We start from the raw sequence: 21,247 nt of genomic DNA on the forward strand, positions 1-21,247 counted from the left end.
GTATCGGGGGCGGGCCTGTCCGCATTCCGAGACACTGCGTCAAAAGCTCCGCCGTCAACGCCTGGCGGTGCCAGCCCGGACCGGCCGCTCTCAGCCGGTGACGAGTGAAGCGCGGCGCAGCGGCATCGTCATGCAGTGGATGCTGCCCCCACCCTGCGAGAACTGGTTCAGTTCGGGGTCGATCACGGTCAGCCCCTCGGCCCGCAGCATCTCGTTGATCCGCGTTGAATGGCGCGGGCTGACTACCCGGTCGCGACCCAGCGCCAGCACGTTGCAGCCCATGTCCCGCATCGCTTCCTTGTAGCTGACCGGCAGCAGCCGGATACCCTGCGCGCGGAACCAGTCGAGATCCTCATCATCCAGCACGTCCACGGCGGCAATGGCCAGATTTTCCGTCACCATCGTAAAAATAACGTCCAGATGCAGGAAATGTTCCGGGAAGCGGATCATCCGCGTTGCCCACCCGGCCTCATCGAACCACCCCAGGAACTCACGCGCCCCCGCTTCGTCCGTGCGGCCACCCGTCACGCCCACGGCAACCAGGCCCGGACGGATGATATGGATATCCCCCCCCTCGATATGGCCCTGGGTAGCGCTCTTCCAGATATCGTCGGGCTGGTAGAACGTGCGGATTTCCCCCTCTTCCGCCGTGCGCTCGGGGCGCATCAGCCGGGTTACGACGGTGCCCCACGGCGTGGTCTGCGAGCTGTCACGCGTATAGACCTGATAAGGCATCCCCGCACGCGGCTGCAGGAAATGGCAGGCTGCGCCCGCCCCTTCCAGGGCCGAAACCAATTCGCGGAACTGCGCAGCCAAGGCACTCCTATCGATCCGCACACCCTTCGCCATGGTCTGGATCGCGATGTCATTGCTGGGTATCCAGCTGTAATTATCGGGTGGGCACAAAAGAACATCCGACAATTCGCCGGTTTCACTGTCGATGAACCACCGGTTCGACGTCATGTACCCATACTCCTTCCGCTCGACGATAATGCGAGTCCAATCCTATTCTCCATCCAGCCTAGGCCGAGCACTCCAGAGTGCTCGATTTAAATCTCGTGGAGTTCTCTTTGGGTTTTGGTAAATCAACAACCAACCGAAATGGTGTATAGGATTCCGATCCGGCTGGCGCCAGCCGGAACATTCCGCCTATGATTCCGGTGGCCGTTCCGCGTCATGCCGCCCCACCAAGGATGGACCCGCTTGCCGAGCACCTGCCCGTCTACCCTCGCTTTTTCCGGATATCGGTCCCTGGCCCCTTCCGATCGCTCCCTGCGCCGCGCCGGCCCATGGCGCCGCATGCTCGCGGCAGCCCTGCTCGCCCTGGCCGTCCTCCTGCCGGCCGCGCACGCGCTGGCCGATGATCTCCCCAGCTTCGTACATGACGGCCAGTTGACGCTCTGCACCAACCCTACCCTGCCGCCGATGACCTTCGTCAACGGGTCCGACACCAATGCCCTGGCTGGGATGGATATCGACCTCGCCCGCCGCCTGGCAGCCTACTGGCATGTCGCGCTCATCCCCCAGACGATGGATTTCGAGGGGCTGTTTCCCAGCCTCTCCGCCCAGCGCTGCGGCATGGTCATCAGCGGCGTGCTGCGGCAGGCGGGACGGCTGCGAAATTATGACGCAGTCGCCTATCTGGATTCCACCGTGGTGGCGGTCGCCCGCGTGGGCACACCGAAAATCCGCGAAATGGCGGATCTGTCCGGACAGACCGTCGCGGTGCAGTCCGGCACCAGCTACGCCGCGCAGATCGAACGCGAGAATGATCGCCTCCGCGCCTCCGGGCGGCCACCGATCATCCTGCAGCAATACCCGACCGAAGATCAGGTTGTGCAGCAGGTCCTGATCGGGCGGGTCCATGCGTTCATCAGCCAGGATGTCGAACTCTATTACCGGCAGAAGCAGTTGGGCGGAAAAGTCACGATCATCCTGACGCCCGATTATCCCGACTTTCATCAGTTCGCGGTCTATATCCGCAAGGATTCACGTGATAGCGCCCTGCTGCAGAAGGCGATCGACGAACTGTCCCAAAAGGGCGAAATCGCCGCCATGGCAAAGAAATGGGGCATTTCCGGCGACCATCAAAGCGTCTTCACCGAACGGAATGCCCCGTCGCGCTTCGATTTCGCCACCTTCTTCGGCGCCCTGTTCTCCACAGCCTTTCTCAAGGGCGCCGCACTGACGCTGGTCATCGCCCTCCTGTCGCACCTGACCGCCATCGCCATCTCGATCCCGATGGCCATGAAGCTGAATGGCCGGGATTCAATCATCAGGCGGCTGCTCGGGCTTTATGTCGCCGTGTTCCGGGGCGCACCGACGCTGCTTCAGTTGCTGTTCATCTGGAACGCCCTGCCGCAATTCTTTCCCATCTTCCGCGAGCACTGGTTCACGCCGTTCCTGGCGACATGGCTCTCCCTCTCGATCAATGAATCCGCCTATCAGGTGGAGATCAACCGTGCCGCCCTGCGCGCCGTCGATCCGGGCCAGGTCCTGGCCGCCGACGCTCTGGGCATGACGACGGCGCAGACCTACCGCCATGTCATCTTTCCACAGGCGCTGCGCATCGCCCTGCCCCCCACCATCAACGAATTCATCAGCCTGCTGAAGACGACATCGCTCGCCTCGGTCATCTCGTTGCAGGAGCTTCTGGCCGTCACCCAGATCCAGGTGGCCCGCACATTCCAGTTCACCGAATATTATGCCGCCGCCCTGGTCTATTACCTGGCGATGGTCTTCTTCTTCCTGTTCCTGCAGAAGCGGATCGAGCGCCGCTTCATCTGGGCCGACCGCAACAAGGCATCCGCCGATGCAGCTTAGCACTTCCCCCGATCCGACCGCGCGCATCTCGATCCGTGGCCTGAGCAAATTCTACAAGGATTACCTGGCACTCGACCGGATCGATCTCGACATCAGCAAGGGCGAGAAAATCGTAGTGCTCGGCCCGTCAGGGTCGGGCAAATCGACCTTCATCCGCTGCCTCAACCGTATCGAGCCGCATGATAGCGGCGTCCTGATGATCGACGGCCACGTCATCGACGACCGTACGGACCTTACGGCGCTGCGCGGCTCGGTCGGCATGGTATTCCAGAACTACAATCTGTTCCCCCATCTCAGCGTCCTGGATAATTGCACGCTGGCACCGCGCCTGGTACGCGGCATCACGAAATCCGATGCCGAAGCCACGGCCCGCCGCTATTTGTCGCAGGTCAATATCGCCGAACAGGCCGAAAAATTCCCGATCCAGCTTTCGGGCGGCCAGCAGCAGCGCGTCGCCATTGCCCGCGCCCTGTGCATGAATCCCGAGATCATCCTGTTCGATGAACCCACGGCCGCCCTCGATCCGGAATCCATCTCCGGAATCGTCGGCATCATGCGCGACCTGGCCGATCAGGGAATCACGACCGTCTGCGTGACCCATGAAATGGGATTCGCCCGCCATATTGCCGACCGCATCGTCTTCATGGACCGGGGCGCGGTGCTGGAGGTCACGCCACCCGAGGAATTCTTCACCGCGCCACGCACCGAAAGGGCCCGGACTTTCCTCGCGCAGATGATCCGCCACTGATCGGCGCGAACCACAGAGCACGTCCCAACACACGAACATGCCCCGCCTGCCGGCAATGCAGGACGGCGGCAAAGTAAACTTTGGAACCTTCTCAACGAAACCATTCCGCTTTTCGTTCTTGGATAAGAACAAGATCATTCCAGGATGGAAAAGCCCCCATGACAGCACGCTCCAGTTCCCCGTGTCGCAACGCCATCGCACAGAGGAACCGGCATGTCCTGTTCTCGGCGCTGCTTCTGGCTGGGGTCAGCAGTATCGCAGCACACGCCGCGCCGACCACGTCCCCGCCGGCGCATGCCACCCGTCACGCCCGCGCCCCCCAGCGCCCGACGCTGGAAGCCATCACCGTCACCAGCGCGCGGACGGCGCGGTTCCATACGATGGCCAACACGGTCAACACGCTCAGCGGCAAGGAACTCCAGTCGCTGCACATCGTCAGCCCCAAGGAGATCGCGGCCTTCATCCCCGGCGTGACCGCCGTCAACGCCACCTCGGGCAGCACGCCGATCTTCTCGATCCGAGGCATCGGGCTGGACGACTATATCGGCACCAACATGGGCGGGATCGGGATCTATATCGACGGCGTCTTCGCACCCTATCCAGTGCTGTATAACGGCCAGATGTTCGACGTGCAGACAGTCAGTGTCGAGAAAGGCCCGCAGGGCTTCGAATATGGCCGCAGCACGACCGGCGGCAGCATGAACATCGAATCCATCAAGCCGACGGGCCATTTCGGCGGCTACCTGAACTGGGGCTACAGCAGCTACGGCACCAACACGGCACGCGGCGCCATCAATACGCCGATCACCGACCGCATCTTCAACCGCTTCGCCTTCAGCTACATCAACGGCGACGGCTGGCAGCACGATATCCATACCGGCCGGCGCTACGGCGCGCAGGATATCCTGTCGCTGCGCAACCTGACCCAGTTCGTCATCGACGACCAGTCATCGCTGATGCTGAACATCCACTACACGCGCGACAAGGGCACCCCGGTCTCGCCGCAGGATGTGGATGGCGACGCGGTAAATGGCCTGCCGGACCGCACGATCAGCGTCGGCCAGAATGCGAAATACAATGCGGTGAATGTCGGCGACAACCGCGCCTCGCGCAACGAAAACGGCGGCGGCATCGGCATCAACTATACCAGGAACTTCGATTTCGGCACCTTCACCTCGGCCACCGGTATCGATTTCTACCGTCGCGACGATTATGACAATTACGATGGCGAATCGGTCAATGTCGGCGACTATCGCTGGAACGACACGACCATCGCCCAGTCGCACGACATGCATCTGAACATGAACCTGGCCAAGCGCCTGAACCTGACGGTCGGCGTCTATGAATCCTGGGACAAGATCAACGGCGCCTATACCAGCTACCGTTCCTTCATCCTGGATTCGCCGAACGCCAGCCTGACCGATCATTTCGTCCAGCAGAACCTGTCGACCGGCCTCTACATCAACACCGTCACGCATATCATCAAGGGGCTGGATTTCATCGCCGCCGGCCGCCTGTCCTATGACGAACGCGGCTTCGATGGCGGCACGCTGGACAATACTGGCGCCGTGACCGGCACGGCGGGTTCGCACCTGTCCTACGTCAACCAGAACCATGAATATGAGCGCCTGACCGGCCGCGTCGGCCTGCGCTATACGATCCTGCCCGGCACACTGGTCTATGGCACGATCTCCAACGGCTACAAGGCGGGCGCCTATTTCGCGGCGCCTGTCACCGCCCCCCAGGCCCTGGACTATGTCCACCCCGAAAACCTGATCGCCTACGAAATCGGCGCCAAGACCAGCCTGTTCAACAACAAGGTGCAGATCGAAGGTTCGCTGTTCGACTACGAATACCACAACCGCCAGACCCTGTTCGTGGCCGAGATGCCGCGCGACATCACCTCGCTCAGCCTCGGCCTCATCCCCCGGGCAAGGACGCGCGGCGGCGAACTGTCCAGCACGCTGCATGACCTGCTGCCCAACCTGGACCTGCGCGGGTCCTTCGCCTATCTCGACGCACAGACCGTCAGTTCGGTCAGTTCGATCGGCGGCCTGCCGCTGCTGGGTAATGTGGATTCCCACTCCGCCCTGCCCTTCGCGCCGCGTTTCTCGTGGAGCGCGGTCGCGCGCTACGGCATCGACGTGACACCGCGCTATCGCGTGACCCTGCAGGCCAGCTACACGTGGAAGGACAACATGCTGGTGGCGCTGGGCGACCCGAACGGCAAGACCAACAAGATCAGCTCGATGGGCCTGCGGATGGAAGTCGGGCCCAAGACCGGCAAATGGACGGCCGCTGTCTATGTCGACAACATGCTGAACCAGCACGGCAATACCTATTCCTTCACCGGCAGCGACAATAGCCGCGTGCAGTATCTCCAGACGCCTCGCTGGGTCGGCTGCGACCTGCGCTATAATTTCTAGGCCCAAGGGTAAGGCGGCCGCCATGCGCCTCGACCTCTTCAAGACCCTGTGGGGCGACACCCGCCCCTGGGCGCCCGTCATCGCGGAGATGCGCGCCGCCGCCTTCGACGGGATCGAGGCGCGCATCCCCGACAACGCGCAGGATGCAGCCGACAAGGGCCGCCTTCTGCGCCAGGAGGGCGTGCCTTATATCGCCATCGCCCTGACCGGCGGCGGCGTCATTCCCCGCCAGGGCGCCACCCTGGCCGACCATCTGGCCGACCTCCACCACGCGTTGGAGCGCGCTGCCATCATGCAGCCCCGCTTCGTCAACGTGCTGGGCGGCAACGACCGCTGGAGCGTCACCCAGCAGGCGGATTTCATCAACCAGGCAAACGAGATCGGGTGCCAGGCGGGGTTGCGCTGCGTGTTCGAAACACACCGCTCGCGCATCCTCTCCTCCCCCTGGATCGCGCTGGATGTGCTGAACCAGTGTCCCGACGCACTGTTCACGCTGGATATCAGCCACTGGATCGTCACCTGCGAGCGGCTGCTGGACGATCCGCTGGACGATTTCAGCGCCTTCATCGCACGTGTCCATCATCTCCAGGCCCGGGTCGGCTACGATCAGGGCCCGCAGGTGCCGCATCCCGCCGCGCCGGAATACGCGGCGGCCCTCGCCTTCCATCAGCATGTCTGGGCACAGGTATGGGCCGCACAGGCACGGCGCGGCTATGCCGTCACGACGCTGACACCGGAATGCGGCCCGGACGGCTACCTGCACACCTTGCCTTTCACCAACGCGCCGGTCGCCGATCTGTGGGATCTGAACCGATGGATCGCGGACACCGAACGCCGGCATTTCGACGCATTCCAGCAGTGCCAGAACAGCCTGGCCTCAGGAGACATCTGACATGACGACAGACGCACTCACCCGGCGGGAAACCTTCTCCGCGATTCCGGTCGTCGATATTTCCGGCCTGTATTCCGCCAATCCCGCCGACAGGCAGAAAGTGGCGGACAGGCTGGGCGATGCCGCCCGCAATGTTGGCTTCCTCTACATCTCCGGCCACCGTGTACCCCAGGACCTGATCGACGGCGTGCGCGCGGCGGCGAAGGATTTCTTCGCCCTGCCGCTGGACCGCAAGATGGACTATTATATCGGCACCTCCGCGACCCATAAGGGCTTCGTGCCGGAGGGTGAGGAGGTCTACAACAAGGACCGGCCGGACCATAAGGAAGCGTTCGATATCGGGTTCGAGGTTCCAGCCGACAACCCGCTGGTGCTGTCCGGCACGCCGCTGCTGGGCCCCAACAACTGGCCGGGCCTGCCGTTGTTCCGCGAACGGGCCGAGGCCTATTACCGCGCTGTGTTCGCCCTCGGGCGCCTGCTGTTCCAGGGCTTCGCGCTGGCACTCGGCCTGCCGGAAAACGCCTTCGATGACATGGCACAATTCCCGCCTTCCAAGCTGCGGATGATCCATTATCCTCATGACGGCGCGGCGCAGGACGCGCCGGGTATCGGTGCCCATACCGATTATGAATGTTTCACCATCCTGCTGGCCGACCAGCCGGGCCTGGAAGTCATGAACGGCAATGGGGAGTGGATCGACGCGCCGCCCATCCCCGGCGCATTCGTGGTCAATATCGGCGACATGCTGGAAGTCATGACGGCGGGCACGTTCGTCGCCACGGCGCACCGTGTGCGCAGCGTGAAGGAAGAACGCTATTCCTTCCCATTATTCTATGCCTGCGACTACCATACCCAGATCCGCCCCCTGCCGGCCTTCGACAAGGGCGGCGAGACATACGAGGCCATCAAGATCGGCGATCACATGTGGTCGCAGGCCCTGCAGACCTACCAATATCTGGTCCGCAAGGTCGAACGGGGCGAACTGGCGCTGCCGTCCGGCGCACGCGGCACCGCCACATTCGGGCATTTCAAACAGAAGGCGCAGCACGCATGACGACGGACGCATTCACCGCCCCGCAGACTGAACAGGACGAACAGTCGCTGCGCGAGGACCTGGCAGCCGCCTACCGGTTGCTCGCGCTGTTCGACATGACGGACCTGGTCTACACCCATCTCTCGGTGCGCCTGCCCGGTCCCGGCCATACCTTCCTGGTCAACCCTTACGGATTGCTGTTCGAAGAGATCACGGCCAGTTCGCTGGTCGTGGTGGATGCCGAAGGCCTGCCGAAACAGGCGACGAGCTGGCCGGTAAACCCCGCCGGCTTCGTGATCCATTCCGCCGTCCACCGCAGCCGCCCCGACGCCGCCTGCGTCATGCACACCCACACGCTGGCAGGCATGACCGTGGCCGCGCAGCAGCATGGAATCCTGCCGCTCAACCAGATCAATGTCGAATTCCACGGCCGCGTCGGCTTCCATGCCTATGAAGGCATCGCGGCGGATGACAATCTGAGCGAACGCGAGCGGCTGGTCCGTGATCTGGGCGACAATATCGGCCTGATCCTGCAGAATCACGGCCTGCTGACGGTCGGCCAGAGCGTCGCCCAGGCATTCTATCGCACCTATTATCTGGAACAGGCCTGCCGCATCCAGATCGCCGCGCAATCGACCGGCGCGCCCCTGCACCTGCCTTCCGAAGACAAATTGCTGCGCACCCGCGCGCAGTTCGAGAACGATCCGGACCAGGGTCAACTGGTCTGGCGCGCCCTGCGCCGCAAGCTGGATCGTGAACAGCCGGATTACATCCGCTAAGGGCCTGCTCCCTCGACCAGCGCACCATCATTCGACATGGGAGGGTCCGGAACGGACCCTCCCTTTTTTGTGGATTCTTTTATATATTCCGTGGCCTGCTTCCTGCGCCGGCCCATGAAAAACAGTCTCTTTCCCCCTCTTCCCCGCAAGCCACGCTTTCTGAAGGCGCTCGCCCACAGCCTGACGCCCTCTATCGTCACGCACTGGCTGGGCGCGCGCGCCATTGCCATCGCGCCGGAACAGATCGCCATCCGCGAGGGCCTACGGGCCGGCGTCGCCGTCAGCACCGTCATGTTGGTCGCCCGGCATCTCGACATGCCCCTCATGGCCTGGTCCGCCTTCGCCGCCTTCTGGACTTGCCTCGCAGACCCCGGCGGCCTTCTCCGCCGCAGGATCAGGGCCCTGACATCCTTCGGCCTGGCCGGCGCGTTCATCACCGGCACCATATCCGCCCTGGCGGGATACAGCACCGCCGCCGCCTTCGTCGGCCTGGGTCTGTGCGTTTTCCTGTGCGGGCTTGCCCGCGCCCGAGGGGCGGCCGCCACCCAGGTCAGCGTCCTCGCTGCCATCGTCGCCGTGGTCGCCATCTGTTATCCCCAGACCCCGACGGGGGCCGTCACCCTCGCCGCCCTGTTCTCCCTCGGTGTCCTGTGGGCCATGCTCATCTGCCTGCTGGCCTGGCCCGTCGACCCCAGCACCCCGCAGAAACAGGCCTGCGCCGCCCTGTTTCGCGAACAGGCCAGCATGGCCTTCCGACTGCTCAACCTCCCGCACCTTCAGGCAGCCAGCCTTCTCACCCAGCAGAAGGAACTCAGCGCCTGGCGCCGCGACATCCGCCACCGCATCGAACAGGCCCGCTCGTCGGTCGAAAAACTCTCCAGTGATGCGCCACTCAGTCCGGCCCGCGCCACTCTTCTGCCCGCCGTCGAGGCCGCCGACCGCATCTTCGTCGCCCTCATCGCCTTCGAACATGCGGCGTTCTCCGCCCCGCTGCCACCCCAGACCACCCGCGTCATCCGCATCACCGCCGCCGCCCTCCGCCGCATCGCGCGGGACATCCCGCCCGGCCGCCATGCCCCGGGCAGCATCGGCCCCTATATCCGCGCGCTCGGCCGCCTCGGCACCCACCCTCAAACCCTGTCAACTCGCGCCGCCGCCTGGAATGCCGCTGCCCTGACCGACCTGCAGACCGCCTGGCTGGGCAAGGACCAGTCCCTGCACGGCACCACGCCATCCGCCCTTGCCACGCCGTCGCAGCCACTCAGCCCGATCTTCATCCGTCACGCCGCACGCCTGTCCGTGGCGGTTCTGGCCGCCTTCGGCATGACGCTCGCCTTCCACCTGCCCTATGCCTACTGGGCGATGATGGCCGTCGTCGTCGTCACCCAACCGGGCAGGAGCACCACCCTCTCCCGCACCATCGAGCGCGTCGCCGGCAGCGTCGCCGGCGGCATCCTCGCCGCCATCGCAGGCACGCTGTGTCCGAAATGGCTGGTTCTGCTCCTTGTCTTCCCGTTATCGGCCACCACCATCGCGCTGCGCAGCGTCAACTACACGCTGTGCGTGACCTTCATGACCCAGCTTTTCGTCCTGGTCACCGACCTCGTCGGCTCCGACACCGGCTGGTGGCTCGGCTTTGCCCGCGCCGAAAACAACATCATCGGCAGCCTGGTCGGCATGGCCGCCTGTCTTCTGCTATGGCCGGAAAAATCCACGGCCTCGCTCCCCACCCTGGTCAGCCGCGCCTTCCTGGCCAATCTCCGCTATGCCGCTCTTGCCACCAGCGGCAACGGCACCCGCGACGAAACCGAGCAGGCGCGCCGCGCGGCCGGAACCACGTCCAACAGAGCCGAGATCCTCTGCCAGCAGACCAGCCTCGAAGGCCTCCGCCGTTCGGAAAACCTGAAGATTTGCATGGAGATCCTCTTCCACCTGCGCCAGCAGGCCGGCATCGCCAGCACAAGCTGGCTGGAACGCACGACGGACCACACTCCAGCCCCGACCGCACAGACCTACCAGACGGCCCTGCGGCATTTTTCAGACCTGCTGTCCGCCCCATCGGCTGCCGGCGACCATCTGCGCGAAATGCTGCTGTTCCTCAGGCGACCGCACTGAACCTGCCGCGCCGGATACTTGATAAGGCGCTCAACAGGAAGACGCTGGATGACAAGATCAAGGACGAGGACGGGCTGACGCTCGGCGCCCGAGACCTATCCTGCGAGCCATTCCTGAATTTCGTTCACAAGCGTTGTGACGGCAGAGGCCATAGCCCCGCCCGAAGGCGCCCTGTACGTGCAGGAAACCGGGAGCCGTTTATGTGCGGTGCCCATCCGGCGGAACAGGGGAGAGAGGTGCATGGTCGAAATCGTCAGCCAGATGGACGTCGCGGTCAGCGCCGACACAGCCTGGGCCCTGCTCGGCGGCTTTGACAGCCTTCCGCTGTGGATACCGATGATCCGGACCAGCACGCTGGAAGAGGGCGGGCGCGTCCGGCGCCTGACCGTTGCAGAAGACATAACCATCGTGGAACGCCTGCTCCGCTTCGATGACCGCGAGCGCGTCTATTCCTACGCCTATATCAGCGGGCCAGACCCGGTCGAACACTATGTCGGCCAGGTCGCCGTCGCCGAACATGGTCCCGACCGCTGCATCGTAAGCTGGGGTAGCCGCTTCGTGCCTGTGGGCCTGAGTGAAGCAGACGCGGCCGCACGATATCACGCCACTTATACGACGGCACTCGCACACGCAAAGAAGCTGCTGGAAGGCATGCCCTGACCGTCGCGGCATCCTCCAGTCCACTCATCACGATCATCCGCTGCTGAAATCACCGACAGGATAACCGAGCATGAAAAACATCCTCCTTCTGAACGGCGGGAAGGTTTTCGCACATTCGCACGGCCGCCTGAACGATACGCTCCATGCGGTAGCGGTCGAGGCCCTGTCGAACGCCGGCTTCGCCATCCGCCAGACGAAAATCGATTCCGGCTACGACATCCAGGAGGAAGTCCGGAATTTCCTGTGGGCCGATCTGGTCATCTATCAGATGCCGGGCTGGTGGATGGGCGCGCCATGGATCGTCAAGAAATACATGGATGAGGTCTTCACCGCCGGCCACGGCGCGCTTTACGCAAACGATGGCCGCAGCCGGGCGCATCCGGAACGCAAATACGGCTCAGGCGGCCTGCTGCATGGCAAGCATTACATGCTCTCCCTGACCTGGAATGCGCCGGAGGAGGCCTTCCTCGACTCCGCGCAGTTCTTCGAAGGCAGGGGCGTCGATGCCGTCTATTTTCCTTTCCACAAGGCCAATCAGTTCCTCGCCATGTCGCCCCTCCCGACCTTCCTGGCCTCGGACGTCATGAAGGCCCCCGCAATCGACACGACCACCCACCGCTATCGTCGGCATCTTGCGGAAACCCTGGCGTTCGGCGAGGCCTGAGCGCTCGGACGGGCGGCCCCGCGTTTCACGCAGGGTCGTTCCGCATGAAGATCTGCAGACGCGGAATCATGAAATCCAGGAACAGCCGAATGCGCTGCGGCATGCGCTGGCCGCCCGGATAGAGCGCATGGACCTCTTCCTCGTCGCCATGGCCGGCCTGGCCCAGCACTTCGATCAGCCGGCCGTGGCGGATATCCTCCCGCACATGGTAATCGCCCAGACGGGCCAGCCCCATTCCCGCCAGCGCCAGCCGCCTGACGGTTTCGCCATTATTGGCCAGCAGGTTTCCACCCACCATCCGATCGACGATCCGTCCGCCATCCTTCAGCGGCCAGATCGGGGCCGCACGCCGGAAATTGAACCCAAGGCAGTTATGCCGGTCGAGATCTCCGATCGTGAGCGGCGTCCCATGGCGTTCAAGATAGGCCGGGGCGGCGACGATCTTCCGGCGTGCGACCCCGATCCTGCGCGCAAGCAGGCTGCTGTCCGCGAGCGGACCCACGCGGAACGCGATATCGGCGCGATCAAGATAAAGATCGACAATCTCGTCCGACAGCGACAGATCGACCACCATGTTCGGGTAGGTTTCCCAGAACGCAGGCAACAGCGGCTCGATCCCCAGCACACCGAATGCCACCGACGCATTGACGCGGATCGTGCCACCGGCCCCCTTGCCGCCCTGACCGACCTCGCGCTCGATATCGTCCAGTTCCGCCAGCAGGGCACCGCTCCGCTCATGGAAGAGACGCCCTTCGTCGGTCAGTGACAGCCGCCGCGTCGACCGCTCGACCAACCGCACACCAAGGCGATCTTCCATGCGCGCGATCAGCTTGCTGACCGTCGATGGCGTCATCAGAAGCTGCCGCGCCGCTTCGGAGAAGCTACCGGACTCCGCGACCCGGACAAAGACCAGCATCTCTCCCGCCCGGTTATCCATCATCGCTCCGATCTGTGAATTCCTGTCGAAGATAACGGCATGACCGGGACAGGGCCAGCATCACGGCCTCTTCGATACAATCCGCTGCAATCCGTCCTCAGGAATATTGAGGAATAAAACTCAAACGCGCCGCCACAAGATGCATCATCGCAATATTTACCTCTGGCAATATTGCGAACTGCGGCAAGATCGTGACCGACAGCCTCATTGCCTGGCGGTCACGCGGTTCCGAAGAGAAGGAATACCCCCCTATCGCTCGTCGCCGTCCTCGACGAACGCCCGAAGCCCTTCGATACGGGCATCCCACACTGCCGACAGCCGGTCCAGATGCTCGCGGACGATCGCGATCTGTTGCGCCCGTAACTGCCATTGTCGAACCCGGCCAACCCGCGCGCTTTCCACCAGCCCGGCATCTTCCAGCACGCGCAGATGCCTGTTGATGCCCTGACGCGTGATCCCCCCCGTGCCGTCCTTCAACTGGACGGTGGGCAGCGGCCCGTTTTCGCTCAGCCGCGCGACAATCGACAGGCGGACCGGATCGCCCAGAGCCGCAAAAACCGGCACTGCGGATTGCAGATTGTCCGAACAATATCCGCTTTCCATCAGCGCGCTTTCTTTGGGGTCATTCGTAAGAACACCCTTGGCGGGCAAGCCTGTTTTTCAAACAGAGTGTCATTCGTCTCCCAGGGCGAGATATCTCTCCACCAACCTGGCCTGATGCGCCCAGCCACCATCATTCGCCTTGATCGCCTCCGCTCGCCGGGCAGACGGCAACCGGTCGAAACCCGTCTCCGTAATGGTAAGCCGGATGCCCTCCTCCACCTCCGCCAGTGCAAACGTAACCAGCGTCATCGGCTCGGCGGCATAATCATGGGCCGGATCGATGGCATATGGATGCCAGCGGAACGAAAACAGCCGCATAGGCTCGATCCGCTCGACGTGAACACGCCAGGGAGTGCCGCGATACGGTTCCTGCATGCGGGCGACATCCGGGTCGACCTGGGTGGGAACGATCCGCCCGATCGCCTCCTGCCCCGCGATAAAGGGGCCATCGACCTCCACACCGAACCACTGGCCGAAACGGGTGGAATCCGTGATCGCGCGCCACACACGGTCGTGCGTCGCCTTCAGCACGACCGTCTTTTCGATCCTGTTCGTCTCCATGAGCAACCTCTCAGTTGCTCGAACCCTATTGTCGCAGGCGTCGAAGCGCAACCATATTGTTGCGCTTCGACATACGATCAGCACAGACTGCCAAGCTGCTCCCGAAAATCCGTTTCCAGGGCGACTGTCCAGACGCGCGCGAAGAAAGGCGAAGGCGGCTGTTCGCTCAACCGCACCAACCCGATCGCCCCCGGCGAAAAACCGGCCAGCCGGCGCATCTGCAGGCGACCGGCCGGCGGCACCCGCAGCGGAAAAGAGGATAGCGGCAGGATGGTCGCCATGGCGCCACGCATGATTTCGGCATGGATCAATTCCAGTGACGCGGTCTCCAGACGAATGATCGGTTCCACCCCGGCGGTCTGAAACCCGATATCCACCAATTGGCGACAGCGCATGCCGCGACTGAGCAGGGCGAGCGGAAATGTCGCGGCCTCCTCCCAACTGATTTCCCCCTGGTCGGGAAAGACATACGCCGTGGTACCGGCCAGGACCTGCTCTTCCGCATAAAGCGCCCGGACCGTAAAAGCCTGCGCCTGCGGGCACTGATCATAATACATGATCCCGATATCAAGCTGCTTGCTGGCAAGCCTCCCGATAATGTCCGCATTCGGAAGAACGGCGACATCGCTCGAAAAATCGCCGATTTTCTCCTTGATTGCTTCCAGGAGGATCGGAACGATATGCACGGCGGTGGGGATGACGCCAATCTTGACCGATCCCACCAGTTCCTGCCGCGACAGCGAAACCTCATTCCGCATCTCCGACACGCTGCGCAGGATATCATGCGCCCATTTCAGTATGCGCGTACCCTCAGCCGTCAGGCCGAAGACTTTCTTCTTGCGATCGACGATAACGACCCCAAGCTCGTCTTCCAATTGCCTGATGGCGCGTGAAAGCGCGGGCTGCGAGACGTTGCACGCATCCGCGGCCTTCGAAAAACTCCGCAGCCTGTCGATTTCCCGAAGATAATGAAGCTGCCTCAGAAACATTTATCGTCTTCTCATTCAAAACCGACGCCGCCGTGCGCGCACTTTCCGCCCGGCGCCCGCTTATTGCACAAGTCGTTCCCCGCCGCAGAACAGGACCTGTCGATCACGTCGCGCAATGGCGATCAATGTCTGTTTCATCGTTTCAGCAAGCCGGCAGGCCCGATAGGTCGGGGCCGAGACCGCGACGACGATCGCGATCCCGCTCCGCAGCGTCTTGAGGGCCATTTCAAACGAATAGCGGCTGGTCAGGAGACAAAATCCCTCACCCGCGTCTTCGGCGCCACGCGCCCGCGCGCCAATCAGTTTGTCGAGCGCATTATGCCGCCCCACATCCTCGCGAATCATCAGGATATGGCCGTCGCGATCGGCCCAGGCGGCTGCATGCACCATCCGCGTCGCCGCATTCAGCGTCTGCCATTCGCCAAGCGCGTTCAACGCACGCCGCACCGCCTCGATCGAAACCACCGGCCCCGGCTCCAGTACCGGCGCCCCGATGGCATCACAGGACGGCACCGCATCGCTGCCGCAGATCCCGCAGCTCGAATGCCCGGTCTGGGCCCGCGGCCCGCGCCTGATCAGCGACGTCAACGCGTCTCCGGCAATCGAGACATCCACTGTCAGGCCGTCATCCGTTTCCGCCACGACGATCGACCGGATCTGCGCCGAGGCGCCGACAATCTGTTCCGTCAGGCAGTAGCCGACTGCAAAATCTTCCAGATCCTCCGGCGTCATCATCATGACGCCATAGGAAAAGATCCCGTTGAAGATCAGCCGGACCGGCACCTCATCGGCCACGTTCAGGTCGAACGCCCGGTCCGGTTGGCCCAGGGATGTAACCCGCAATCGGTGAAAGAGAGAGGACATCCCGCCAACCTTGCCAGAATCGGCCGCACCGGCCGTTCAGCCTCCGATATAATGCATTTCGATTTTCTCCGCCGCCCGGGCCTTTCCCTTCACGGCGCTGCACCCGCGTGGAATCGCGCGCTCCTCACTGTAGCGATCCGCACGGCCGCGCCAGATGCCTGACAACGTAGCGCGCAGCTTCATATCGCCCTGCACGGTGTCATCCTCACGCAGGATCGCCCGCAAATCCGTCCCCTCGGCCGCGAAGAGGCAGGTATAGAGCTTTCCGTCTGAAGAAAGCCGCGCGCGCGAACAATCCCCGCAGAACGGCGCGCTGACCGAGGAAACGAACCCCACCTCGCCTTCCCCATCGACATAGCGATAGCGCCGCGCCACCTCGCCGCGATAGTTCGGCGACAGGGGCATCAACGGCCAGCGCGCATCGATTCGCCCCAGTATTTCGCGTGAGGGCACGACATCGGCGCGCTCCCAGCCATTACGGGTTCCCACATCCATATATTCGATAAACCGCAGCACGATATCCGTGCCGCGAAAACGCGCCGCCAGATCCAGGATACCGGAATCGTTCACACCCCGCTGGATGACGCTGTTGATCTTCAGCCCGCCCGGAAACCCAGCCGCCCGCGCGGCCCCGATCCCGTCAAGCACAGTCGGCAATTCCGCGCGCCCGCCACTCATCCGGGCGAACACGGCCGCATCGGGACTATCGAGGCTCACCGTCACGCGATGCAGGCCCGCCGCACGAAGGGCAGCGGCCGACCGTGCCAGCAGCACGCCATTGGTGGTCAGCGCGACATCCTCGATGCCCGGCACCCGCACCAGCCGCGCGACCAGATCCGGCAGGCCGGGGCGCAGCAGCGGCTCGCCCCCCGTCAGGCGCAGCTTGGTCACGCCCAGCCCCGCCGCAACCCGCGCGACACGCGCGATCTCGTCGAAATCCAGCCGCTCACGCGGCGCCAGAAAGCGGAATCCCTCATGATAGGTCGCTTCCGGCATGCAGTACGGACACCGGAAATTGCACCGATCCATCACCGAAATCCGCAGATCCCGCATCGGGCGCCCGATCCGGTCCGCAAGCGGCGCATCCATGTCCATCAGGAAACTCTCATCCACCCACAGGCCGGCGATCGACGGTTATCCGGCAATCCTGATCGGCGCCGCCGATGCGACACTCTCCACCACCTTGACGGGAATGGACTTGGCAGCCGGCGTTCCGCTGATCTCATCGAAATAATCGAGCGGCAGCAGCGGATTGAGTTCCGGATAATAACCCGCGATGGCACCACGCGACATCGGATAGTCGATCACGGTCAACCCATCGACATAACGCCGGAACCCGTCATCGCTATAGGTCTCCAGCCCGATCACCGCGCCGTTCTCCAGCCCGCGTTCCTTCATGTCCTCCTTGTTCATGAAGATCACCAGCCGGTTATTGTAGACGCCGCGATAGCGGTCGCTATTGCTGTAGATGGTCGTGTTGTACTGGTCATGCGACCGGATCGTCGCCAGACGCAGCATCGCGCTATCCTCGACCGGAACATTCACCTCCAGCCCCGGCAGCACGAGAAAATTCGCCTTGCCGTTCGGCGTCTGCCACACCAGGCGACGCGGCGGAATGTCGAGGTGAAAGCCTTTCGGATTCTTGATCTTCTCCGAGAAATCCGAATAGATCTCCGGATAGACTTCGGCGATCTTGTCGCGGATCGGCGTGTAATCGACCATATAGCGCGCCCAGGGCGTCTTCGAATGGGGCAACGTGGCCATGGCCATCCGGCATACGATCTCCGTCTCCGGCCGCACATGCTCGGTGACGGGCTCGAACACGCCACGCGAAGCCGTCACATTCGCCATCGCATCCTCGATGGTCACGAACTGCTCGCCTGCTGCCGTGCGAATGATCTCCGATCGCGCCACCACCGGCAGCAGCAGGGCATCCCTGCCATGCACCAGATGCCCGCGATTGAGCTTGGTCGCGATGCCGACGGTCAGGTTGAGCTTCCGCATCGCCTCATAGGAGCGATCGGTATCCGGCACCGCCCGGATGAAATTCCCGCCCATGCCGATAAAGACCTTGGCGGTCCCGGCTTCCATGGCCTCCAGCGCCTCAAGCACATGGTGACCATGCGCGCGCGGCGGCTCGAAGCCGAATGCATCGCGGACCCGATCCAGGTAACGCTGCGTCGGCTTCTCGTCGATGCCGACGGTGCGGTCGCCCTGCACGTTCGAATGCCCGCGGATCGGCGCAATGCCTGCACCGGGCTTGCCGAAATTGCCACGCAGCAGCAGCAGATTCGCCACCTGCTGCAACAGGCGCGACCCTTCCTGGTGCTGCGTCAGGCCCATCCCATAGCAGATGATCGTCGCCTTGGATCTTTTATAGATCTCCGCAATCCGCCGGATCTGCTCCTCCGACACGCCCGAGATCCGGGTGATATCCGCCCACGAACACCCCATCACATCGTCACGCAACGCATCCAGGCCAGCCGTGTGCTGCTGGATGAACGCCATGTCGAGCACCCGCTCGCCCTGCTCCTCGGCCTCGAAGAGCGCCCGCATCATCCCCTTGAAGATGGCCAGGTCCCCGCCGATCCGCACATGAACGAACTCGCTGGAAATCGGGGTGGAACCGAACGTCGCCATCTGCAGCACATCCTGCGGCTCCGTAAAGCGGATCAGCGCGCGTTCCGGCATCGGGTTGATCAGCACGATCGGCACACCGCGCTTTCTCGCCTCCACCAGGTTGGTCATCATGCGCGGCGAATTGGTGCCCGTATTCTGCCCGATGACAAAGATCGCGTCGGCATGCTCGAAATCCGACATGACGATCGTACCCTTGCCGATCCCGATCGACGCCGGCAGCCCGCGGCTGGTCGGCTCGTGGCACATGTTCGAGCAGTCGGGGAAATTATTGGTGCCGAACTCGCGCACGAAGATCGAATAGAGGAACGCGGTCTCGTTGGCCGTGCGCCCCGACGTATAGAATTCCGCCTGGTGCGGGCTGTCGAGCGCCTGCAGGTGCCGCCCGATCATCGCAAAGGCATCATCCCACGCGACGGGCACATATTTGTCGGTGGCGGCATCATAGCGCATCGGCTCGGTCAGGCGCCCCTGCATCTCCAGCCAGTAGTCGCTCTTCTCCATCAGTTCGGTGACGGTGTATCTGTCGAAGAATTCACGCGTCACCCGCGCCTTCGTCGCTTCGTGCGCCAGCGCCTTGGCGCCGTTCTCGCAGAATTCCAGCGTCTTGCGATGGTCCGGGTCCGGAAACGCGCAGCTCGGGCATTTGAAGCCGCCCGGCTGGTTCATGGCCAGCAGCCCGCGCGACCCTTTGACGAGCACGCTCTGCTCCATCAGCACTTTCGCGGTCGCGCCCGCCGCTCCCCAGCCGCCGGCCGGATGATGATAGGGCTTGAACTCGGACGGCTTTTCTTTGCTCATGACATCAACCTCCCAAGGCCGCTTCCTGGAATACGCGCGTCCGTCACAGGACGCCGAACTCTCTCAGGGCCGGCACGAAATTCTCATTCTCATGCTGCGAGCGCGCGAGCTTGATCAGCGCAAAACGTTGCAGCGGTGTCAACATGGACCATTGCTCCGGCGTCGGGGGCGCCACGCCGTCCGCCTCGGCCTGCATCCGCACGGCCTCCGGCATCCGGTCGGCCTCCCGCCAGTCGTCAAAGCCATCCACGACAAGCGGGCGTGGCGGCTCATCGGTCCGCATCGCAACCAGATGCAGGACCAGCGCCCGATAAGCCGCCTGTTCGGCGACGGTCTCGCACGGCAGGTCGGCAAGCTGCCCCCGCTCTTCGCGGGAGAAGCGGCTCCATTGCCGCAGGCTCAGTTTTATGCCGGCGATATCGAGCTTCTGCCGTGCGATCATCGGGATACAGCGCAGCGAGCCCGCGAAGTCACTCTCAAAGTCAAAAATCATCGAACCAGGTCCGGAACTTCTTCTGTCAGTCGAAGCAGTCGAAAATGCGAAGAGCCGCCCCGTTTATTTGGGAACAAGCAGGTGCAGCAGCGACGCCATCGCGAAAAACACCACCGTGCTGAGCGCCCAGATGGCAACGAACCACCCGATCCGCGCGCCAAGGCGCTTCGGCGCATCGTCTCCATTGCCCTTGACGATCTCAGTGATAGCCATCGGCTTCCGTCACTTTCCCGCGGAACACACGGTAGGAATAAATCGTGTACGTCAGGATGATCGGCAGCAGGATGGCGGTGCCGACAAGCTGGAAGAACTGGCTCGACGGCGGCGACGACACATCCCACAGCGTCAGGCTGGGCGGCACGGCATACGGCCAGACCGTAATCCCGAGACCGGAAAGACACAGGAAAAACCAGCCCAGCGCACACAGGAACGGCACCCGCGAATGGCCGCGACGCAATCCCGTGCCGAGCAAAATGCCCAGCACGACGACCAGCACCGGCACCGGCGCGACGAAGAGGATGTTCGGCCAGCCGGTCCAGCGCCGCAGATAGGGCGCATGCAGCAGCGGCGTCCACAGGCTGACCGCCACGATGCCCAGGAACAGCCCGGCAGCCAGCCACCGCCCCCATTTGCGGCACGATGCCTCCAGCACGCCGGTCGTCCGCCAGACAAGCCAGGTCGCGCCCAGCAGGGCATATCCGCACATGACCGCCAGCCCGCACAGGACGCTGAAGGGCGTCAGCCAGTCGAACGCGCCGCCGCTGAAGGCGCCATCGGTCACGGCAATGCCCTGGATCACCCCTCCCAGGATCGCCCCCTGGGTGAAGGCGGCGATGCCGGACCCGGCCATGAAAGCGGTCTCCCACAGCCCCTCACGCGCGGTTCCCCGCGTCATGATGCGGAATTCGAACGCCACCCCGCGAAAGATCAGCGCCAGCAGCATCAGCACGATCGGCAGGTAGAACGCCGGCAGCAGCGTGGCATACGCCCCCGGAAAGACCCCGTAGAGCACGGCCCCCCCCAGGACCATCCACGTCTCGTTGCCGTCCCACACGGGCGCGATCGTATTGACCATCACATCCCGCCGCCCCTGGTCGCGTTCCAGCGCGAACAGCATCCCGATCCCCAGGTCGAACCCGTCGAGAATGACGTAGATCGTAATCGCGGCGACCAGGATGACGGCCCACACGATCGGGAGCCAATACGCGAAATCCATCATGGC

At 63.4% G+C, this 21,247-nt stretch carries 20 protein-coding genes; 9 read left to right on the top strand and 11 right to left on the bottom strand.

Going from position 1 to position 21,247, the window contains the following annotated elements:
* Window positions 1-90: 90 nt before the first annotated feature.
* Window positions 91-963, bottom strand: a complete 873-nt coding sequence (locus HLH36_RS06080) for a dimethylarginine dimethylaminohydrolase family protein (protein WP_182985551.1) — start codon at window positions 961-963, stop codon at window positions 91-93.
* A gap of 336 nt (window positions 964-1,299) precedes the next feature.
* On the opposite strand from HLH36_RS06080, the gene HLH36_RS06085 reads away from it, so the two are divergent.
* The 9 genes from HLH36_RS06085 (at window position 1,300) to HLH36_RS06125 (ending at window position 12,140) form a co-directional block, all read left to right on the top strand.
* Window positions 1,300-2,823 carry an ABC transporter substrate-binding protein/permease gene (locus HLH36_RS06085; RefSeq protein WP_182985751.1) on the top strand — a complete coding sequence of 508 codons (1,524 nt, stop codon included), beginning with the start codon at window positions 1,300-1,302 and terminating at the stop codon, window positions 2,821-2,823.
* Window positions 2,813-3,571 (top strand): amino acid ABC transporter ATP-binding protein, encoded by a 759-nt coding sequence (locus tag HLH36_RS06090; RefSeq protein ID WP_182965155.1) that lies wholly within the window; start codon window positions 2,813-2,815, stop codon window positions 3,569-3,571. The genes HLH36_RS06085 and HLH36_RS06090 overlap by 11 nt, the downstream gene beginning before the upstream one ends.
* A 158-nt stretch (window positions 3,572-3,729) precedes the next feature.
* Window positions 3,730-5,997, top strand: coding sequence for a TonB-dependent receptor (locus tag HLH36_RS06095; RefSeq protein ID WP_182985552.1), 2,268 nt, complete (start codon window positions 3,730-3,732; stop codon window positions 5,995-5,997).
* A gap of 22 nt (window positions 5,998-6,019) precedes the next feature.
* Window positions 6,020-6,889 carry a sugar phosphate isomerase/epimerase family protein gene (locus HLH36_RS06100; protein ID WP_182985553.1) on the top strand — a complete coding sequence of 290 codons (870 nt, stop codon included), beginning with the start codon at window positions 6,020-6,022 and terminating at the stop codon, window positions 6,887-6,889.
* A gap of 1 nt (window position 6,890) precedes the next feature.
* Complete coding sequence (locus HLH36_RS06105) at window positions 6,891-7,943, top strand: isopenicillin N synthase family dioxygenase (protein WP_182985554.1); 1,053 nt, start codon at window positions 6,891-6,893, stop codon at window positions 7,941-7,943.
* Window positions 7,940-8,701 carry a class II aldolase/adducin family protein gene (locus HLH36_RS06110; protein ID WP_182965151.1) on the top strand — a complete coding sequence of 254 codons (762 nt, stop codon included), beginning with the start codon at window positions 7,940-7,942 and terminating at the stop codon, window positions 8,699-8,701. Before HLH36_RS06105 ends, HLH36_RS06110 begins: the two co-directional genes overlap by 4 nt.
* A gap of 114 nt (window positions 8,702-8,815) precedes the next feature.
* On the top strand, window positions 8,816-10,816 hold the full coding sequence (locus HLH36_RS06115) for an FUSC family protein (protein WP_182985555.1): 2,001 nt from the start codon (window positions 8,816-8,818) through the stop codon (window positions 10,814-10,816).
* A 240-nt stretch (window positions 10,817-11,056) separates the two neighbouring features.
* Window positions 11,057-11,476, top strand: coding sequence for an SRPBCC family protein (locus HLH36_RS06120; protein WP_182985556.1), 420 nt, complete (start codon window positions 11,057-11,059; stop codon window positions 11,474-11,476).
* 70 nt (window positions 11,477-11,546) lie between these two features.
* Window positions 11,547-12,140 carry an NAD(P)H-dependent oxidoreductase gene (locus tag HLH36_RS06125; protein ID WP_182965148.1) on the top strand — a complete coding sequence of 198 codons (594 nt, stop codon included), beginning with the start codon at window positions 11,547-11,549 and terminating at the stop codon, window positions 12,138-12,140.
* A 25-nt stretch (window positions 12,141-12,165) separates the two neighbouring features.
* Here the strand turns inward: HLH36_RS06125 and HLH36_RS06130 are convergent, their stop codons facing one another.
* The 10 genes from HLH36_RS06130 to cydB all read right to left on the bottom strand — a co-directional run bounded on the left by HLH36_RS06130 (window position 12,166) and on the right by cydB (window position 21,244).
* Window positions 12,166-13,077: a LysR family transcriptional regulator gene (locus tag HLH36_RS06130; RefSeq protein WP_182985752.1), complete on the bottom strand. Its 912-nt coding sequence runs from the start codon at window positions 13,075-13,077 to the stop codon at window positions 12,166-12,168.
* Between the two features lie 249 nt (window positions 13,078-13,326).
* A complete protein-coding gene (locus HLH36_RS06135; protein ID WP_182985557.1) occupies window positions 13,327-13,680 on the bottom strand; it encodes an ArsR/SmtB family transcription factor in 354 nt (117 codons plus the stop codon).
* A gap of 69 nt (window positions 13,681-13,749) precedes the next feature.
* Window positions 13,750-14,241, bottom strand: a complete 492-nt coding sequence (locus HLH36_RS06140; RefSeq protein ID WP_220792724.1) for an SRPBCC family protein — start codon at window positions 14,239-14,241, stop codon at window positions 13,750-13,752.
* Between the two features lie 77 nt (window positions 14,242-14,318).
* Window positions 14,319-15,230, bottom strand: a complete 912-nt coding sequence (locus tag HLH36_RS06145) for a LysR family transcriptional regulator (RefSeq protein WP_182985559.1) — start codon at window positions 15,228-15,230, stop codon at window positions 14,319-14,321.
* 60 nt (window positions 15,231-15,290) lie between these two features.
* Window positions 15,291-16,094, bottom strand: a complete 804-nt coding sequence (fdhD, locus tag HLH36_RS06150) for a formate dehydrogenase accessory sulfurtransferase FdhD (protein WP_182985560.1) — start codon at window positions 16,092-16,094, stop codon at window positions 15,291-15,293.
* A gap of 36 nt (window positions 16,095-16,130) precedes the next feature.
* Window positions 16,131-17,189, bottom strand: a complete 1,059-nt coding sequence (gene moaA, locus HLH36_RS06155) for a GTP 3',8-cyclase MoaA (RefSeq protein WP_275943768.1) — start codon at window positions 17,187-17,189, stop codon at window positions 16,131-16,133.
* 39 nt (window positions 17,190-17,228) lie between these two features.
* Window positions 17,229-19,532, bottom strand: a complete 2,304-nt coding sequence (locus tag HLH36_RS06160; protein ID WP_182985561.1) for an FdhF/YdeP family oxidoreductase — start codon at window positions 19,530-19,532, stop codon at window positions 17,229-17,231.
* 43 nt (window positions 19,533-19,575) lie between these two features.
* Window positions 19,576-20,025 carry a nitrate reductase associated protein gene (locus tag HLH36_RS06165; RefSeq protein WP_182985562.1) on the bottom strand — a complete coding sequence of 150 codons (450 nt, stop codon included), beginning with the start codon at window positions 20,023-20,025 and terminating at the stop codon, window positions 19,576-19,578.
* 63 nt (window positions 20,026-20,088) lie between these two features.
* On the bottom strand, window positions 20,089-20,238 hold the full coding sequence (locus HLH36_RS06170; RefSeq protein ID WP_182985563.1) for a DUF2474 domain-containing protein: 150 nt from the start codon (window positions 20,236-20,238) through the stop codon (window positions 20,089-20,091).
* Complete coding sequence (cydB, locus tag HLH36_RS06175; protein ID WP_182985564.1) at window positions 20,225-21,244, bottom strand: cytochrome d ubiquinol oxidase subunit II; 1,020 nt, start codon at window positions 21,242-21,244, stop codon at window positions 20,225-20,227. The genes HLH36_RS06170 and cydB overlap by 14 nt, the downstream gene beginning before the upstream one ends.
* Window positions 21,245-21,247 lie beyond the last annotated feature (3 nt).

Source organism: Gluconacetobacter aggeris (assembly GCF_014174395.1).
In the GTDB taxonomy this organism is placed as follows: domain Bacteria; phylum Pseudomonadota; class Alphaproteobacteria; order Acetobacterales; family Acetobacteraceae; genus Gluconacetobacter; species Gluconacetobacter aggeris.

Coding starts and splice junctions, on each gene's coding strand:
- HLH36_RS06085 (WP_182985751.1), top strand. CDS start 1,300: ATGCTCGCGGCAGCCCTGCTCGCCCTGGCCGTCCTCCTGCCGGCCGCG.
- cydB (WP_182985564.1), bottom strand. CDS start 21,244: ATGATGGATTTCGCGTATTGGCTCCCGATCGTGTGGGCCGTCATCCTG.
- HLH36_RS06125 (WP_182965148.1), top strand. CDS start 11,547: ATGAAAAACATCCTCCTTCTGAACGGCGGGAAGGTTTTCGCACATTCG.
- HLH36_RS06130 (WP_182985752.1), bottom strand. CDS start 13,077: ATGGATAACCGGGCGGGAGAGATGCTGGTCTTTGTCCGGGTCGCGGAG.
- HLH36_RS06145 (WP_182985559.1), bottom strand. CDS start 15,230: ATGTTTCTGAGGCAGCTTCATTATCTTCGGGAAATCGACAGGCTGCGG.
- moaA (WP_275943768.1), bottom strand. CDS start 17,189: ATGGACATGGATGCGCCGCTTGCGGACCGGATCGGGCGCCCGATGCGG.
- fdhD (WP_182985560.1), bottom strand. CDS start 16,094: ATGTCCTCTCTCTTTCACCGATTGCGGGTTACATCCCTGGGCCAACCG.
- HLH36_RS06160 (WP_182985561.1), bottom strand. CDS start 19,532: ATGAGCAAAGAAAAGCCGTCCGAGTTCAAGCCCTATCATCATCCGGCC.
- HLH36_RS06120 (WP_182985556.1), top strand. CDS start 11,057: ATGGTCGAAATCGTCAGCCAGATGGACGTCGCGGTCAGCGCCGACACA.
- HLH36_RS06110 (WP_182965151.1), top strand. CDS start 7,940: ATGACGACGGACGCATTCACCGCCCCGCAGACTGAACAGGACGAACAG.
- HLH36_RS06115 (WP_182985555.1), top strand. CDS start 8,816: ATGAAAAACAGTCTCTTTCCCCCTCTTCCCCGCAAGCCACGCTTTCTG.
- HLH36_RS06170 (WP_182985563.1), bottom strand. CDS start 20,238: ATGGCTATCACTGAGATCGTCAAGGGCAATGGAGACGATGCGCCGAAG.
- HLH36_RS06105 (WP_182985554.1), top strand. CDS start 6,891: ATGACGACAGACGCACTCACCCGGCGGGAAACCTTCTCCGCGATTCCG.
- HLH36_RS06090 (WP_182965155.1), top strand. CDS start 2,813: ATGCAGCTTAGCACTTCCCCCGATCCGACCGCGCGCATCTCGATCCGT.
- HLH36_RS06080 (WP_182985551.1), bottom strand. CDS start 963: ATGACGTCGAACCGGTGGTTCATCGACAGTGAAACCGGCGAATTGTCG.
- HLH36_RS06140 (WP_220792724.1), bottom strand. CDS start 14,241: ATGGAGACGAACAGGATCGAAAAGACGGTCGTGCTGAAGGCGACGCAC.
- HLH36_RS06100 (WP_182985553.1), top strand. CDS start 6,020: ATGCGCCTCGACCTCTTCAAGACCCTGTGGGGCGACACCCGCCCCTGG.
- HLH36_RS06165 (WP_182985562.1), bottom strand. CDS start 20,025: ATGATTTTTGACTTTGAGAGTGACTTCGCGGGCTCGCTGCGCTGTATC.
- HLH36_RS06135 (WP_182985557.1), bottom strand. CDS start 13,680: ATGGAAAGCGGATATTGTTCGGACAATCTGCAATCCGCAGTGCCGGTT.
- HLH36_RS06095 (WP_182985552.1), top strand. CDS start 3,730: ATGACAGCACGCTCCAGTTCCCCGTGTCGCAACGCCATCGCACAGAGG.